At 68.5% G+C, this 14768-nt stretch carries 16 protein-coding genes; 9 read left to right on the top strand and 7 right to left on the bottom strand.

Features of this window, described 5'->3' with window-relative positions:
- Positions 1 to 113 precede the first annotated feature (113 nt).
- From minC to minE, 3 genes are read left to right on the top strand one after another with little or no spacing between them, the layout of a single operon-like run.
- Positions 114 to 857, top strand: coding sequence for a septum site-determining protein MinC (minC, locus tag ACLJK8_RS08310; protein WP_413149688.1), 744 nt, complete (start codon positions 114 to 116; stop codon positions 855 to 857).
- Between the two features lie 25 nt (positions 858 to 882).
- A complete protein-coding gene (gene minD / locus ACLJK8_RS08305) occupies positions 883 to 1698 on the top strand; it encodes a septum site-determining protein MinD (protein WP_413149687.1) in 816 nt (271 codons plus the stop codon).
- A 1-nt stretch (position 1699) separates the two neighbouring features.
- Positions 1700 to 1978, top strand: a complete 279-nt coding sequence (minE, locus tag ACLJK8_RS08300) for a cell division topological specificity factor MinE (RefSeq protein ID WP_413149686.1) — start codon at positions 1700 to 1702, stop codon at positions 1976 to 1978.
- Positions 1979 to 2232: 254 nt separating this feature from the next.
- On the opposite strand, the gene tal is transcribed toward minE, so the two are convergent.
- Positions 2233 to 3210: a transaldolase gene (tal, locus tag ACLJK8_RS08295; RefSeq protein WP_413149685.1), complete on the bottom strand. Its 978-nt coding sequence runs from the start codon at positions 3208 to 3210 to the stop codon at positions 2233 to 2235.
- A gap of 307 nt (positions 3211 to 3517) precedes the next feature.
- On the opposite strand from tal, the gene trmFO reads away from it, so the two are divergent.
- The 3 genes from trmFO to gluQRS are packed head-to-tail and all read left to right on the top strand — an operon-like array spanning position 3518 to position 6374.
- Positions 3518 to 4894: a methylenetetrahydrofolate--tRNA-(uracil(54)-C(5))-methyltransferase (FADH(2)-oxidizing) TrmFO gene (gene trmFO, locus ACLJK8_RS08290; RefSeq protein WP_413149684.1), complete on the top strand. Its 1377-nt coding sequence runs from the start codon at positions 3518 to 3520 to the stop codon at positions 4892 to 4894.
- Positions 4895 to 4926: 32 nt separating this feature from the next.
- On the top strand, positions 4927 to 5517 hold the full coding sequence (locus tag ACLJK8_RS08285; protein WP_413149683.1) for a methyltransferase type 11: 591 nt from the start codon (positions 4927 to 4929) through the stop codon (positions 5515 to 5517).
- Entirely contained in the window at positions 5514 to 6374 is an 861-nt protein-coding gene (gene gluQRS / locus ACLJK8_RS08280; RefSeq protein WP_413149682.1) for a tRNA glutamyl-Q(34) synthetase GluQRS, read from the top strand. Before ACLJK8_RS08285 ends, gluQRS begins: the two co-directional genes overlap by 4 nt.
- Here the strand turns inward: gluQRS and hisI are convergent.
- Entirely contained in the window at positions 6371 to 6766 is a 396-nt protein-coding gene (gene hisI, locus ACLJK8_RS08275) for a phosphoribosyl-AMP cyclohydrolase (protein WP_413149681.1), read from the bottom strand. The genes gluQRS and hisI overlap by 4 nt on opposite strands.
- Before the next feature lie 78 nt (positions 6767 to 6844).
- Between hisI and ACLJK8_RS08270 the strand changes: the two genes are divergently transcribed.
- From ACLJK8_RS08270 to ACLJK8_RS08260, 3 genes are all read left to right on the top strand, one after another.
- On the top strand, positions 6845 to 7291 hold the full coding sequence (locus tag ACLJK8_RS08270; RefSeq protein ID WP_413149680.1) for an iron-sulfur cluster assembly scaffold protein: 447 nt from the start codon (positions 6845 to 6847) through the stop codon (positions 7289 to 7291).
- A gap of 12 nt (positions 7292 to 7303) precedes the next feature.
- Positions 7304 to 7711, top strand: coding sequence for a hypothetical protein (locus ACLJK8_RS08265; RefSeq protein WP_413149679.1), 408 nt, complete (start codon positions 7304 to 7306; stop codon positions 7709 to 7711).
- An 81-nt stretch (positions 7712 to 7792) separates the two neighbouring features.
- Positions 7793 to 8668, top strand: a complete 876-nt coding sequence (locus ACLJK8_RS08260) for a MurR/RpiR family transcriptional regulator (RefSeq protein WP_413149677.1) — start codon at positions 7793 to 7795, stop codon at positions 8666 to 8668.
- A 300-nt stretch (positions 8669 to 8968) separates the two neighbouring features.
- Here ACLJK8_RS08260 and ACLJK8_RS08255 read toward each other — a convergent pair whose 3' ends face one another.
- The 5 genes from ACLJK8_RS08255 to ACLJK8_RS08235 all read right to left on the bottom strand — a co-directional run bounded on the left by ACLJK8_RS08255 (position 8969) and on the right by ACLJK8_RS08235 (position 14667).
- The gene (locus ACLJK8_RS08255) at positions 8969 to 9091 is read right to left on the bottom strand and encodes a hypothetical protein (RefSeq protein WP_413149675.1); all 123 of its coding nucleotides are present in this window, start codon (positions 9089 to 9091) and stop codon (positions 8969 to 8971) included.
- Between the two features lie 105 nt (positions 9092 to 9196).
- On the bottom strand, positions 9197 to 11278 hold the full coding sequence (recG, locus tag ACLJK8_RS08250; RefSeq protein ID WP_413149673.1) for an ATP-dependent DNA helicase RecG: 2082 nt from the start codon (positions 11276 to 11278) through the stop codon (positions 9197 to 9199).
- A 7-nt stretch (positions 11279 to 11285) separates the two neighbouring features.
- On the bottom strand, positions 11286 to 13406 hold the full coding sequence (ligA, locus tag ACLJK8_RS08245; RefSeq protein ID WP_413149671.1) for an NAD-dependent DNA ligase LigA: 2121 nt from the start codon (positions 13404 to 13406) through the stop codon (positions 11286 to 11288).
- A 166-nt stretch (positions 13407 to 13572) separates the two neighbouring features.
- On the bottom strand, positions 13573 to 14286 hold the full coding sequence (gene ctrA / locus ACLJK8_RS08240) for a response regulator transcription factor CtrA (RefSeq protein ID WP_413149669.1): 714 nt from the start codon (positions 14284 to 14286) through the stop codon (positions 13573 to 13575).
- 102 nt (positions 14287 to 14388) lie between these two features.
- Positions 14389 to 14667 carry a DUF1153 domain-containing protein gene (locus ACLJK8_RS08235; RefSeq protein WP_413149667.1) on the bottom strand — a complete coding sequence of 93 codons (279 nt, stop codon included), beginning with the start codon at positions 14665 to 14667 and terminating at the stop codon, positions 14389 to 14391.
- Between the last annotated feature and the right edge of the window lie 101 nt (positions 14668 to 14768).

Below are 14768 nucleotides of genomic sequence, written 5' to 3'. Positions count from 1 at the left end.
AATATTATGACCCGCAAGAACATCCGCCCGGGATGTCGGAGCAGACAGGCTTGCAGGTGCGATCATTGAACCCGAAGGTTGACGGTTCACCCGTCACGGAACGCCCGCTTCAGGTGCGCGGTCGCTCCTTCACCGCCGTCGTGCTGAAGCTCACGGGCGCGGTCGACGCCGCCTTCTACGGCGCGCTCGAATCACTGATGCGCCAGGCGCCGCATTTCTTCGTCAACGCGCCGCTCGTCATCGATCTCGCCGATGCGCCCGAACTGCGCGAGAAGGCCGATTTCGTGAAGCTCGTGCGCGACATGCGCGCCCGCCGGCTCGCCGTGATCGGGGTGCAGAACGGGACGGCGGATCAGGACATCGCGGCCTTCGGCGCCGGGCTCATCTGCCTGCAGGGCGGCCGGGACGCCCAGGTGCCGCGCGGCGGCCAGCCGAGCAAGGCCGAGGACACGTCCGACACCGACGCGCCCGCGCAGGCCCTCCGGCCCGTGCCGGTGCCCGCGGCTCCGGAACCGGCGGAGCCCGCCCAGGCGACGGTCGTCATTACCGAGCCGGTCCGCTCCGGCCAGCGCATCTTCGCCGACGCGGGCGATCTCGTGGTGCTCGCGCCCGTCAGTTCCGGCGCCGAGCTGATCGCGCATGGCAATATTCATATCTACGGCCCGCTGCGCGGCCGCGCGCTCGCCGGCGTGAACGGCGACAAGTCCGCCCGGATCTTCTGCCAGAGCCTCGAGGCGGAGCTTGTCGCCATCGCCGGGCTCTACCGCACCAGCGACGATTTCGATCCCACCGCGCGGCGGGGACGCGTGCAGGCGTTCCTCCGCGACGACACCCTTTGTTTCGAGCCCCTCAAGTAGCCCCCAGAGAAGAGGAGTATCGCGCTTGGCCAAGATCATCGTAGTCACATCCGGCAAGGGGGGCGTCGGCAAGACGACGTCCACGGCCGCAATCGGCGCGGGCCTCGCGATGCGGGGCAAGAAGACGGTCGTCATCGATTTCGACGTCGGTCTGCGCAACCTCGACATGATCATGGGCTGCGAGCGGCGCGTGGTCTTCGACTTCATCAACGTGATCCAGGGCGATGCGAAGCTGAAGCAGGCGCTGATCACCGATCGCCGGCTGGACAGCCTCTCGATCCTGCCGACCTCCCAGACCCGGGACAAGGACGCGCTGACCCGCGAGGGCGTCGAGAAGGTCCTCGACCAGCTCCGCGAGGATTTCGACTATATCATCTGCGACAGCCCGGCCGGGATCGAGCGTGGCGCGCATCTCGCGATGTACTACGCCGACGAGGCGGTGGTGGTGACGAACCCCGAGGTCTCCTCGGTCCGTGACAGCGACCGCGTGCTCGGGCTCCTGAGCTCGAAGACGCACAAGGCGGAAAAGGGCGATGGCGGCGTGCCCGCGCATCTCCTCCTCACCCGCTACGACCCGGCGCGCGTCGCGCGGGGCGAGATGATGAAGATGGACGACATCCTCGAGATCCTCTCGATCCCGCTCCTCGGCATCATCCCGGAAAGCCCGGCGGTCCTGAAGGCCTCCAACATCGGCACCCCGGTGACCTTCGACAGCAAGTCGAACGCCGGCAAGGCCTATGAGGACGCGGTGTCGCGCCTGATCGGCGAGCAGGTCGAGATGAAGATGCAGGCGCTCGAAAAGCCCGGCCTGTTCCAGCGGCTCCTGCGCAGGACGGCCTGAGATGCTGGGGCTGTTCCGAAGGGTCCGCCCGCAGGGCCCATCCGCCGACGCCGCCAAGGAGCGGCTGCAGATCCTGCTGCAGCATGAACGCAGCGACCGGGCGACCCCCGACTGCCTGCCGATGCTGCAGCGTGATATCCTCGCGGTGATCGAACGCTACATGCGGGTCGGCGACGATCACGTCGACATCAAGCTTGAACGGGGCGACGAGCTCTCGACGCTCGAGATCAACATCGAACTGCCCGGCGCCCGCTCGCTCACGACGCGCGGCGCCGCCTGATCCGGACCGATCCGCGCGGGAGCCTTATCTCCCCGCGGGACGGTCCCCGGCCAAGCAATCGGAAACCCGGCGCGACCGAGAGGGTGGCGCGTCCGGGCCAGATTCCTTTCCGACAGAACCATTCGAGCCCGGCTTTGCCTTCCTTTTGACGGGCGTGGCCTTCACCGATCGCCCGGTCTCCGCCCGGTCCGGGAGGACGCCCCCGGCGAGGTCAGGTCGGGAGGACCGGAGTCCGAGCCTCCCGGTCGTGTCGCTCAACCCAGACGTTTCTCGATGATCGACAGCAGGGTCTCGCTGTCCTTGTGGAAGCCGCGGATGCCTTCCGCGAGTTTCTCGGTCGCCATCGCATCCTCGTTCATCATCCAGCGGAAATCCGTCTCCCCCATCGGGATGCGTTCGAGGCCGGTCGCGCTGTCGGAGGAGAGCACGCGTTCGAGCGGGCGGGTATCCTCCGCGAGTTCGGTCAGGAGCGCCGGGGCGATCGTCAGCCGGTCGCAGCCGGCGAGCGCGGCGATCTGGTCGGCGGTCCGGAAGGACGCGCCCATCACCACGGTCTCGATCCCGTTCGACTTGTAGTAGTCGTAGATCTTGCGGACCGACAGCACGCCCGGATCTTCCTCCGGTCCGTAGGTCTGGCCGGTCGACTTCTTGTACCAGTCGGTGATCCGGCCGACGAAGGGCGAGATCAGGAAGGCGCCGGCATCCGCGCAGGCGACGGCCTGGGCGAGACTGAAGATCAGCGTGAGATTGCACTTGATCCCGTCGCGTTCGAGCACCTCGGCGGCGCGGATTCCTTCCCAGGTGGAGGCGAGCTTGATCAGGATGCGGTCGCGCGAGATGCCGCGCGCGTCATAGGCGGCGATGAGCGCCTTGGCCTTTTCGATGGAAGCGGCGGTGTCGAAGGAGAGCCGCGCGTCGACCTCGGTCGAAACCCGGCCGGGGACCAGCTTCACCAGTTCCGCGCCGACCTCCACCGTCAGCGCGTCGGCGATCTCCTGCGCCGACTTGCCGGCGTTGTCCTTCATCACGCGATCGAAATGGCCGGCGAATTCGTCGGATTGCAGCGCCTTGAGCACGATCGAGGGATTGGTCGTGCAGTCGATCGGCTTGAGCTTGGCAACGGCGGCGAGATCGCCGGTATCGGCGACGACGACCGTCATGTCGCGAAGCTGGTCAAGGCGGCTCGCGCCCGTGGCAGCGGCGCGATCCGGGCTCAGCGTGGTGTCGTCCATGTCTCTGGCCTCCTCATTGGCACGGCCCCGCCAGAGCGCGGGCGCGGGCCGGGACGTGTTGTTTCTTCAGACTCATATAGGGCGGCGCCGCGCGCTTTGCACGAAGGATCGGCACGCGAAGGGGTTGGGGGGAGGGACCAGGCCGGAGGCGACGCCGCGCGCCTCGGCGAGGCCCGGACCCGGAGCGAGACGTGCGCCCCCGGTCGCCGCCGGCACGGACCCGCCGCGAGGCCTGACCCGGCTCTCGCCACGAGGGCCCTCCGCCGATCCCTTCCCTTCACCCCGATTCGCGCCTAGAAGCCGCCAGATGAGCGCGATCGAACCCATCCATATCATCGGCGGCGGCATGGCCGGGTCCGAGGCTGCCTGGCAGGCGGCGGAGGCGGGCGTGCCGGTGGTGCTGCACGAAATGCGCCCGGTGACCGGCACCTTCGCTCATCGCACCGACCGCCTCGCGGAGATGGTCTGCTCGAACAGCTTCCGCTCCGACGACGACGAGAACAACGCCGTCGGCCTTCTGCACTGGGAGATGCGCCAGGGGGACGGGCTCGTCATCGCGATGGCGGACGCGCATGCGCTGCCCGCCGGCGGCGCGCTCGCCGTGGACCGCGACCCGTTCTCCGACGCCGTCACCGCGCGCCTCGAAGCCCATCCCCTGGTGCGGATCGAGCGCGGCGAGATCGCCGGACTCCCGCCCGCCGACTGGTCGAGCGTGATCGTCGCGACCGGTCCCCTGACCTCGCCCGCGCTCGCCGAAGCGGTCCGGGAACTGACCGACGAAAGCGCGCTCGCCTTCTTCGACGCGATCGCGCCGATCGTGCATTTCGAGTCGATCGATCTCTCGCAGGCCTGGTTCCAGTCACGCTACGACAAGGGCGAGACCGAGGAGGAGCGGACGGCCTATCTCAACTGTCCGATGGATCGGGAGCAGTACGAGAGCTTCATCGACGCGCTCCTCGCCGCCGACAAGACCGAGTTCCGCGAGGGCGAGACGGACACGCCCTACTTCGACGGCTGCCTGCCGATCGAGGTCATGGCGGAACGCGGGCGCGACACGCTCCGCTTCGGGCCGATGAAGCCCGTGGGCCTCACCAACCCGCACCAGCCCGACCGGAAGCCCTACGCGGTGGTCCAGCTTCGCCGTGACAACGCGCTCGGGACGCTCTTCAACATCGTCGGCTTCCAGACCAAGATGAAATACGGCGCGCAGACCGAGGTCCTGCGCATGATACCCGGCCTCGAGACCGCGGCCTTCGCCCGTCTGGGTGGCATCCACCGCAACACCTTCCTGAACTCGCCGCGGCTTCTCGACGACCGGCTCCGCCTCCGCGTCCAGCCCCGGCTGCGTTTCGCGGGTCAGATCACCGGCGTCGAGGGCTATGTCGAGAGCGCCGCGATGGGCCTTCTCGCGGGGCGGATCGCGGCGGCGGAGCGCCTGGGCCGGGACCTGCCGCCACCGCCGGAGACGACCGCGATGGGCGCGCTGGTGCGTCACATCACCGGCGGCGCGGATGCGAAGACGTTCCAGCCGATGAACGTGAATTTCGGCCTCTTTCCGCCGCTCGCCGATGTCAGGGGCGGGCGCCGCGGACGGCGCGAGCGCTACAAGGCCTATACCGATCGCGCGAAGGCCGAATTCAGTGACTGGCTCACGCTCTCGACAGCGCGGGCCGACGCGGTCTAGCCTCGTCTCCCGGACTGCCAGGAGACCTGAGGATGGCGGAAGAAGACCTCGACCCGCGCGTGATGCACCATCTGCCGGCGCGGGACTATGACCGGGTCATGGCCGAATGCGGCTACCAGGGACCGCGGCGCGCCGCCGCGGCCCTCGCGGGGCTCGGCGCCGCGCGGGACGCGCCGCTCATCGAATTCGGCACCGGCACGGGGCTCGTCGGTGTCGCGCTCCGCAGTCTCGGCTTCACCGTGATCGACGGGTTCGAGCATAATCCCGAGATGCTCGCCTGGGCCAGTGGCCGGCCGGGCAACGTCTATCGCCAGATCCGGGAATGGGACTGGACGGGCAGCCCGCCCGCGGCGCCCGGCACCTATCTCAACGCCGCCGCGATCGGCATCCTCGCGCCGAGCTACGCGCCCGCCTCGGTGATCGACGCCGGGCTGCGGCTCATCCCCTCGGGCGGGCTTTTCGTCTTTTCCCTGAGCGATCTGGCGCGGGGCGAACCCGATTACATCGGCCGCGTGCGCGAGAACGTCGACAGCGGCTTCGTCGAGATCGCCTTCCGCGAATACGGCCGCTTCCTGCCCGGGGTGGACCTGAGCGCCGACATCTACGTGCTGCGCCGCCGATGACCGCGACCCCGGCGCGGACGCGGTTCGCGCCATCGCCAACCGGACGGCTGCACCTTGGCCACGCCTTCTCCGCCCTGACCGCCTGGGATCTCGCGAGGACCTCCGGCGGCGAATGCCTGCTTCGGATCGAGGATATCGACACGACGCGGTCCCGGGCGGAATACGAGGCCGGGATCTACGAGGATCTCGCCTGGCTCGGCCTCGACTGGCCGCGCCCCGTGCTCCGCCAGTCCGAACGCCTGCCCCGATACTCCGCGGCGCTCGACCGTCTCGGCGTGCTCGGGGTCACCTATCCCTGTTCCTGTACCCGCGCCGAGATCCGCGCGGCGCTGGCCGCGCCGCAGGAAGGGGCCGCCGGGCCCACTCCCTATCCCGGAACCTGCCGGGGGCGGCCCATGTCGGACCGCCGCCCGGAGGATGCGATCCGCCTCGACCTCGGCCGCGCGCTGGAGAACGCGGGGCCGGGGCTGGATTTCACCGAAACCGGCCCGCTCCATCCGGGCACTCACCCGCTCGACCCGGCCGCCCTGCGCGCCTGGCTCGGCGACGTGATCCTCGGGCGGCGCGACATCGGCATCGCCTATCATCTCGCCGTGGTGATCGACGACGCCGAACAGGAGATCACGCATGTGGTTCGGGGCGTGGATCTCTGGGAAGCGACGCCGCTGCACCGGCTGCTTCAGGCGCTGCTCGGCCTGCCGGAGCCGGTCTGGCACCACCACCGCCTGATCCGCGACGAGGCGGGAAAGCGGCTCGCCAAGCGCGACGACGCCCGCGCGCTCGCCACGTTGCGGGCCGAGGGCGCGACGCCGGATGACATCCGCCGCCTCGTCGGCCCGACGCTGGCGCCCGCCTAGCCCTTCATGGGCTCGGTCAGCACGACCTCGTGCCCGTCGCGAACGGCGGTGTAGAAGCAGTTCGGCCGATTCGTGTGGCAGGCGGGGCCGGCCTGATCCACGATCATCAGGAGGCAATCCCGGTCGCAATCGACGCGCAGTTCCACGAGCCGCTGGACATGGCCCGAAGTCTCGCCCTTGCGCCAGAGTGCCTCCCGCGAGCGCGACCAGTAGGTCACCTGCCCGGTCACGAGCGTCTCGGCGAGGCTCTCCGCGTTCATCCAGGCCAGCATCAGCACCTCGCCCTCACGCGACTGGGCGATGGCCGGGATGAGGCCCCGCGCGTCGAAACGAAGACTCGCGATGTCGAAGCGCGGCCGTTCCGACACGCTCCCAGTATCGTCACCCGCCATCGGGCAGCCTCCCCTTCCCCGCGCCGCGATTCCAGCCTATCTAGAAGGAGCCGGGGCAAATGCAAAGGCGGGTGACGCATGGCCGAACAGGATCTGATCAAGCTCTATTCGCAGCGCATCCTCGCGCTCGCCAGCGATATCCCGCATCGGGAACGCCTCGCCGCGCCCGCGTTCAGCGTGCGTCGGCGCGCCCCTCTCTGCGGCTCCACGGTGACGGTCGATCTCGATCTCGACGCGGAAGGACGGGTCGCCGCCTTCGGTCAGGATGTGCGCGCCTGCGCGCTCGGCCAGGCATCGGCGGCGCTTCTCGGCCAGCATGTGATCGGTTGCGACCGCGCCACGATCCTGCGCCTGCGCGACCAGCTTCGCGCGATGCTGCGGGACGACGGGCCGGTTCCGGGCGCGCCCTTCGACGGATACGAGGTGCTTCTGCCCGCGCGGGACTACCGCAACCGGCATGACTCGATCATGCTCGCCATCGAGGCCACGCTCGAGGCCATGGACCAAGCCGCCCGCGCGGCCTGACGGGAGCCGATCATGGCGGCGACCCTCGCGGCGGCTTGCGTCTATTCCCTGTTCCTCCTGATCATCCGGCTGATCGGCAACCTGTTGCGGGTCTTTCTGCTCGCACCGATGATCGGCCATGCCCTCACCGCGATGCTGGAGCTTCCGGTCATCCTGCTGATCGCCTGGACGGCCTCGCGGGTGCTGATCCAGATCTTCGGGATGCGCCGCAACCTGCCCCACGCGGCGCTGATGGGGGCGCTGACCTTTGTCATGCTCGTCGCGGGCGAGGCCGTGGTCGCGGTGATCGCGGGTGAATCGGTCACCTCGATCCTGCGCTCCTATGGACGGGCCCCGGCCTGGCTCGGACTGCTCGGCGCCTTCATCCTCGCCTTCTTCCCGGCGATCCAGGTGGCGCTGTCGCGCAGCATGCGCCGCTGACGACGATCCGGCACACTTGCGATTTGACTGGCGCATCCGGCATTCGCGCGGCATAATGCAATAAAAATTGCGAGGCATACAGTGTCGGAAACGCCAGAACCGCCCCGGGACTACGAGGAGCTCATCCGTCTGATCCACAGCCGGTATGACACGATGAGCAAGGGCTATCAGACGATCGCCCTCTACCTCACACAGAATCCGAACGATGTCGCGGTCCGCTCCATCAACGCGATCGCCGAGCGCTGCGGCGTGCACGCGTCGAACTTCGTCCGCTTCGCCCAGGCTCTCGGCTATTCGGGTTTCAAGGACCTGCAGACGCTGTTCCAGAAGCGGCTTTCGACCGCGGCGCCGGGGTTCGAGGCGCGGGTCAAGGCGCTCGAGGACGAGCTTGGCACGCGCGAGGACCGGAGCGAGTTCGGCTTCCTGCGCGATCTCGTCGTGCGCGATGTCGCCTCGCTGGAGGGTCTGCTGGCCGACCTCTCGCCCGATCAGCTGACCCAGGCGGCGGACCTGCTCGAAAAGGCCGATGTCATTTATCTCATCGGCCAGCTCCGCTCCGCGCCGGTGGTGGACCTGCTGCGCTACACATTGACGATGCTCGGCAAGCGCTGCGTGCTGCTCGACCCGAGCGGCGGGCTTGCGACGCATATGGCGCGGACGATCCGGGCGAAGGATCTGCTGGTCGCGGTGTCCTTCCGTTTCTATGCCACCGAGGTCGTCAATATCGTCGAGCAGGTGGCGGCGCGTCGGGTTCCGATCCTCGCGATCTCCGATTCGACACTGTCGCCGCTCGCGAAAAGCGCCGAGGTGCTGTTCGCTGTGCCGGAGCACGAGTACACCTTTTCCCGCTCGCTCGCGGCGCCGATGTGTCTCGCCCAGGCGTTGACGGTCGCCCTCGCCGCCCGGCTTCAGAACGACGCCGAGCATCCGCGCATCCCGACGGTGACAGCGAGCTGAGGTCGGCGGCCCAGCCCGTCGTGGCGTTGTTCCGCGCGAAGCAGGGACCGATCGACAGCGGCGGGCCCGTTGATCGCCAAGGCCACTCGGCGGCGGCGGTTGGCGACCGCATGGCATCGCCGGATCGGCCACGGTCGGCCCGACCGCGCTGGGTCCTGTCGCGCGGGAATGCCGGCGGAGACAAAGAGGCCGCGCCTCCCCGGTGGAAGGCGCGGCCAGTTGGCGGTGTCCAAGGCAGGTCGACAGGTGCGCGGAGAGGCAGTCCGCGCGAAGGCACCGCGGGCAATCGGGTCAGCGCGGTCAGGTCAGCGCGGGAAGGCAGAACAGCGCGAAGATGGTCGCGCAGAGGCCGGTCAGGCCGAGCGCCTCGGATGCGATCTTGCGGGGCGTGGCATTCAGCAGGCGGGCAATCTCGGAAATCATCGTCTGTTCTCCGGGTAAGGCTGCTTTGTTCGCTTAATGTTCCCGATTCTCGCCCCTGAGTCAAGAAAGTTGAGAACATTACAGGAACATAGAGAGATCCGTGGCTTAGCCGATGCCGAGCAGCCGAATCGCCTTGTCCCGTTCCATCAGGTGCAGGAGCACCCGCGCCGACCGCCCCCGTTCGGTGGTGAGACCCGGGTCCTGCGCCAGAAGCATCCGGGCATCGTCCTGCGCGACGCGCATCAGCGAAGACTGCGTCTCGAGATCGGCGATCCGGAACTTCGGCAGACCCGATTGCGCCGTGCCGATCAGATCGCCCGCGCCGCGCAGCCGCAGGTCTTCCTCGGCGATCGCGAACCCGTCCTCGGTCGCGCGCATGATCTCGAGCCGGGCCCGCGCCGAATCGCCGAGCGGCGTGTCGTACAGCAGGATGCAGGTGGACTCCTCCGCGCCCCGCCCGACCCGCCCGCGCAGCTGATGCAGTTGCGCGAGGCCGAAATGCTGCGCGCCCTCGATCACCATGATCGAGGCGTTGGGCACATCGACACCGACCTCGATCACCGTCGTCGCGACCAGAAGCCGGGTCCGCCCGGCGACGAAATCCGCCATCGCCGCGTCCTTGCGCGCCGGCGGCATCTGGCCATGCAGGAGGCCGATCCCGTCCCCGAGCGTCACGGTGAGCGCGCGGTGCCGCTCCTCGGCGGCGGTCATCTCCGCGCTCTCCGATTCCTCGACCAGTGGACAGACCCAATAGGCCTGCCGCCCCTGCCCGAGGGCGCTCCGCAGATGGTCGATCACCTCGTCGGTCCGGCCGGCGGAGACGAGCGCGGTGCGAACCGGCCGGCGGCCGGGCGGCTTCTCGTCGAGCACCGACACGTCCATGTCGCCGTATTGCGCGAGCGCGAGGCTGCGCGGGATCGGCGTCGCGGTCATCACGAGGATGTCGGCCGCCCGGCCCTTGGCGCCGAGGTCCATCCGCTGCCGCACGCCGAAACGGTGCTGCTCGTCGACCACCGCGAGCCTGAGGTCGTTGAACCCGACATCCGCCTGGAAGAGCGCATGCGTGCCGACCAGCACGTCGATCCGCCCCTCGGCGAGCGCCGCGAGCTTCGCCGCCCGCTCGCCACCCTTGTCGCGACCGGTCAGGATCTCCACCCGGACGCCCGCGGTCGCGGCGAGCGGCGCGAGACCGGCGAGATGCTGGCGCGCGAGGATCTCGGTCGGCGCCATCATCGCCGCCTGACCGCCCGATTCGACCGCCGCCAGCATCGCGAGGAAGGCGACGAGCGTCTTGCCCGCGCCCACGTCGCCCTGCAGCAAGCGGTTCATCCGGATCGGCGCGGCCATGTCGGCGGCGATCTCCGCCGCCGCCCGCTCCTGCGCGCCGGTCGGACGGAACGGCAGTTTCGCCAGCACCTTCGCCCGAAGCCCGCCGTCCCCTTTCGTCTCGTAGCCCTTCGGCCGCTTCATGTGCGACCGCGCCAGCGCGAGCGTCAGCTGATGCGCGAGAAACTCGTCATAGGCGAGCCGCGCCCGCGCCGGCGCGTCGGGCGAGAGATCGCCCGCGCCTTCCGGCGCATGGGCGAGCGCCAGCGCCGCGCGCCAGCCGGGCCAGCCCCGGCGCCGCATCAGGCTCGGCTCGATCCATTCCGGCAGGTCAGGCGCGATGTCGAGCGCGGCCCGCGCCGCCTTGGCCATCGCCCGGCCCGTGAGCCCCTGGGTCAGCGGATAGACCGGCTCATGATCCGGCAAGTCGGCGGCGCCGGGCCGCAGCACATGATCGGGATGCGCCATCTGCGCGATGCCGTCGAAGATCTCGACCCGGCCCGAGACGATGCGCCGCTGGCCGGTCGGGAAGGTCTCGCGCAGCCATTCGGCGCGGGGGTGGAAGAAGACGAGATGAAAATCCGTCTCCGCGTCGCGCACGTCGACACGATACGGCCGGCCCTTGCGCCCAGGCGAATGATGCGCGCCGATTTCGACCTCGACCGTGATCACCTCAGGCAGCTGCGCGCCGAGCACCGTGGGGCGAAGCCTGCGGTCGATCACCCCCGCCGGCAGCGTCATCAGGAGATCGGCGGGCTTCACGATCCCGAGCTTCTCGAAGAGTTTCGCCCCCTTCGGCCCCACCCCGGGGAGGCCGGTCAATTCGCCGAAGAGCGGAAACAGGATCTCGGGGCGGCTCATCGCAGGCTCACGAGCCGATCAGCGCGAGCCACTGGTCCTCGTCGAGCACGTTGAGGCCCAGTTCGCGTGCCTTCTTCTCCTTCGACCCCGCGCCCGGCCCCACGACGACGATATCGGTCTTCGCCGAGACCGAGCCCGCCACCTTCGCGCCCAGCGCCTCGGCCCGCGCCTTCGCCTCGGCGCGGGTCATCCTTTCGAGCGTGCCGGTGAAGACCACGGTCTTGCCCGCGACCGGCGATCCCTCGGTTCGGGGCGCCTCCACGTCCTGAATGTCGAGTTCGCGCACCAGCCGGTCCACGGCCGCCCGCGCGGCCGGTTCGTGGAAGTAATCGACCAGCGCGGCGGCGAAGACCGGGCCGACACCGTCGATCGCGTTCAGTTCCTCCCACTCCGGCCCCTCATGGCTCCGCGCCGCCTCCATCGCCTCGCGGAACCGGTCCCAGGAGCCATAGGCGCGGGCGAGCAGCATCGCCCCGGTCTCGCCGACATGGCGGATGCCGAGGCCGAAGATCACGCGGTTGATCGCGATGCGCCGCCGCTCGTCGATCGCGTTCAGCACATTCTCCGCCGATTTCGCGCCCCAGCCCTCGCGGTTGCGAAGCTGCAGCGGCTGGCCGGGGCCATAGCGGGCGCGAAGCGTGAAGATATCGGCGGGCTCCCTGATCCAGTCATCGGCGAACAGCGCCTCGACCTGTTTCGCACCGAGCCCTTCGATGTCGAAGGCGTTCCGGCTCACGAAATGGCGCAGCTTCTCCACCGCCTGCGCCGGACAGATCAGCCCGCCGGCGCAGCGATGGACGGCCTCGCCTTCCTCGCGGATCGCGTCCGAGCCGCAGATCGGGCAGGTACGCGGGAATTCGTAGGGCACCGAATCGGCCGGTCTCCGCGAGAGGTCCACATCCTCGACCTTCGGGATCACGTCGCCGGCGCGATAGACCCGCACCCAGTCGCCGATCCGGATGTCGCGCCCGCCCCGGATCTCATGCCCGTGCGAATCAAGCCCCTTGATGTAGTCCTCGTTGTGCAGGGTCGCGTTCGAGACCACGACGCCGCCGACCGTGACCGGCGTCAGCCGCGCGACGGGCGAGAGCGCGCCGGTGCGGCCGACCTGGATGTCGATCCCTTCGAGCAGCGTGCTCGCCACCTCCGCTGGAAACTTGTGCGCGATCGCCCAGCGCGGCGTGGTGGAGCGGAAGCCGAGCCGCGCCTGCAGGTCGAGCCGGTCGAGCTTGTAGACCACGCCGTCGATATCGTAGCCGAGGGTCGCGCGCTGCGCCTCGATCGCGCGGTACTGCGCGAGCATGTCCTCGACATGTTCGCAGCGGCGCATCAGCGGATTGACCTGGAACCCCATCGCGCCGAGCCGGGCGATCGCCTCGGTCTGGGTCGCGGCCAGCGGTTCGGAGAGCGCGCCCCAGGCATAGGCGAAATAGTGGAGCGGCCGGCCGGCGGTGATCTTCGGATCGAGCTGGCGCAGAGAGCCCGCGGCGGCGTTCCTCGGATTGGCGAAGGTCTTGCCCCGCGTCTCCGCCTGCCGGGCGTTGAGCGCGGCGAAATCGGCGTGGCTCATATAGGCCTCGCCCCGGACTTCGAGCACATCCGGCGCGCCCGCGATCCGCTCCGGGATATCGTCGATCGTTCGCGCGTTGGCGGTCACGTTCTCGCCCGTCTCGCCATCGCCGCGCGTCGCGGCCTGGACCAGCACGCCCTTCTCGTAGCGGAGCGACAGCGACAGCCCGTCGATCTTCGGTTCCGCCGTGAAGGCCAGCGGCTCCTCCGCCGAGAGGCCGAGGAAGCGGCGGATGCGGGAGTCGAAATCGATCACCTCCGCGTCCTCGAAAGCGTTGGCGAGGCTCAGCATCGGGACGACGTGGCGGACCTTGGCGAAAGCCTCGGAGGGGGCCGCGCCCACCTGCTCGCTCGGCGAATCGGCGCGACGAAGCTCGGGGTAGCGCGTCTCGATCTCCGCGTTCCGTCGCTTCAGCGCGTCGTATTCCGCGTCGGCGATCCTCGGCGCGTCCTTCTGGTGATAGTCGCGATTGGCCTCGCCCAGACGTTCGGCGAGCGACCGAAGCTCCTCCGCCGCCTCATCGAGGCTGAGCTCTTCGACAGGGCGCAGGTCTGACATGGGCCTCTCCGGGGTTCGACCCGCCTGAGGTACCCTCTCCCACCGCCGCGCTCAACATCCCCCGCGCAACGAAAAGGCCGCCCGAAGGCGGCCAGCTGGGCGGACCTCGGTCCACCGCGAGAGGCGCTCAGGCCCCCATTCTAGGCCCCCACGTCAGGCCCCTATGTCAAGCCCCCATGGCGAGCTTGCGCCGCGCCTCGGCGCTGTTCGGATCGCGGAGCACATAGCCCCGGCCCCAGACCGTCTCGATGTAGTTCTCGCCGCCCGTCGCCTCCGAGAGCTTCTTGCGCAGCTTGCAGATGAAGACGTCGATGATCTTCAGTTCCGGCTCGTCCATGCCGCCGTAGAGATGGTTCAGGAACATCTCCTTGGTCAGCGTCGTGCCCTTGCGGAGCGAGAGAAGCTCCAGCATCTGGTATTCCTTGCCGGTCAGATGCACCGTCCGGTTGTCGACCTCGACCGTCTTGGCGTCGAGATTGACGGTGAACTTGCCCGTCGTGATCACCGACTGCGCATGGCCCTTGGAGCGGCGCACGATCGCATGGATGCGCGCGATCAGCTCCTGCCGGTGGAAGGGCTTGGTCATGTAGTCGTCGGCGCCGAAACCGAAGCCCTTGAGCTTCGATTCGGTGTCGTCGGTCCCGCTGAGGATCAGGATCGGCGTCTCCACCTTCGAGATCCTGAGCTGGCGCAATACCTCATGGCCCGTCATGTCGGGCAGGTTGAGGTCGAGAAGAATCAGGTCGTAGTCGTAGAGCTTGGCGAGATCGATGCCTTCTTCCCCAAGATCCGTCGCATAGACGTTCAGATTCGCATTCTGAAGCATCATCTCGATGCTCTTGGACGTGGTGGCATCGTCCTCGACAAGCAGGATACGCACTGGCTGCTCTCCGGTTCACGGGGATCGGTCCCCAACACGCCCAGGACTAAAACGTCATGGGGTTAACGACTGATTACGATTGCGGCACGCTAGCCGCGCAACCTAGAGTTGTCTATACTTTTGTAGCGCCGTCACGCGCAGCGCGGCCGCCCCGTGCCGGTGCACGGCCTCGCGCCAAAGCTCGAGTTCCTCGGCCGAAAGCCGATACATCTCGCAGGCTTCCTCGACTCCGATCAGGCCATGATCCACAGCCGAGACCACCGTGGCCTTGCGCCGCGCCACCCAGCGCTGCGTATTGCCTGGCGGCAGGTCGGAACGCGTCATCTTGGTTCCGTCCGGCAATGTTACAAAGATCGGTCCCTTCTCACGGCGAATGTACATGTTTCACTCCGTTACCCACGCATCACCCGAGTGAATACTTGCGCCCTGGACTCTTAAGTGGCCATGAACCAAGCCCTTGTCATTACTCGGCCTTTTACTAT

Source organism: Amaricoccus sp. W119 (genome assembly GCF_047275745.1).
Taxonomy (GTDB): Bacteria; Pseudomonadota; Alphaproteobacteria; order Rhodobacterales; family Rhodobacteraceae; genus Amaricoccus.
Note: the sequence above shows the minus strand (reverse complement) of the source record. Positions and strands in the feature narration are given on the sequence as shown.

What these genes read in the sequence shown, in the direction of transcription:
- ACLJK8_RS08265 (WP_413149679.1), top strand. Translation starts at nt 7,304, where the DNA reads ATGGCGGCGACCCTCGCGGCGGCTTGCGTCTATTCCCTGTTCCTCCTG.
- recG (WP_413149673.1), bottom strand. Translation starts at nt 11,278, where the DNA reads ATGAGCCGCCCCGAGATCCTGTTTCCGCTCTTCGGCGAATTGACCGGC.
- minE (WP_413149686.1), top strand. Translation starts at nt 1,700, where the DNA reads ATGCTGGGGCTGTTCCGAAGGGTCCGCCCGCAGGGCCCATCCGCCGAC.
- tal (WP_413149685.1), bottom strand. Translation starts at nt 3,210, where the DNA reads ATGGACGACACCACGCTGAGCCCGGATCGCGCCGCTGCCACGGGCGCG.
- ACLJK8_RS08285 (WP_413149683.1), top strand. Translation starts at nt 4,927, where the DNA reads ATGGCGGAAGAAGACCTCGACCCGCGCGTGATGCACCATCTGCCGGCG.
- hisI (WP_413149681.1), bottom strand. Translation starts at nt 6,766, where the DNA reads ATGGCGGGTGACGATACTGGGAGCGTGTCGGAACGGCCGCGCTTCGAC.
- trmFO (WP_413149684.1), top strand. Translation starts at nt 3,518, where the DNA reads ATGAGCGCGATCGAACCCATCCATATCATCGGCGGCGGCATGGCCGGG.
- ligA (WP_413149671.1), bottom strand. Translation starts at nt 13,406, where the DNA reads ATGTCAGACCTGCGCCCTGTCGAAGAGCTCAGCCTCGATGAGGCGGCG.
- ACLJK8_RS08270 (WP_413149680.1), top strand. Translation starts at nt 6,845, where the DNA reads ATGGCCGAACAGGATCTGATCAAGCTCTATTCGCAGCGCATCCTCGCG.
- gluQRS (WP_413149682.1), top strand. Translation starts at nt 5,514, where the DNA reads ATGACCGCGACCCCGGCGCGGACGCGGTTCGCGCCATCGCCAACCGGA.
- ACLJK8_RS08255 (WP_413149675.1), bottom strand. Translation starts at nt 9,091, where the DNA reads ATGATTTCCGAGATTGCCCGCCTGCTGAATGCCACGCCCCGCAAGATC.
- ACLJK8_RS08235 (WP_413149667.1), bottom strand. Translation starts at nt 14,667, where the DNA reads ATGTACATTCGCCGTGAGAAGGGACCGATCTTTGTAACATTGCCGGAC.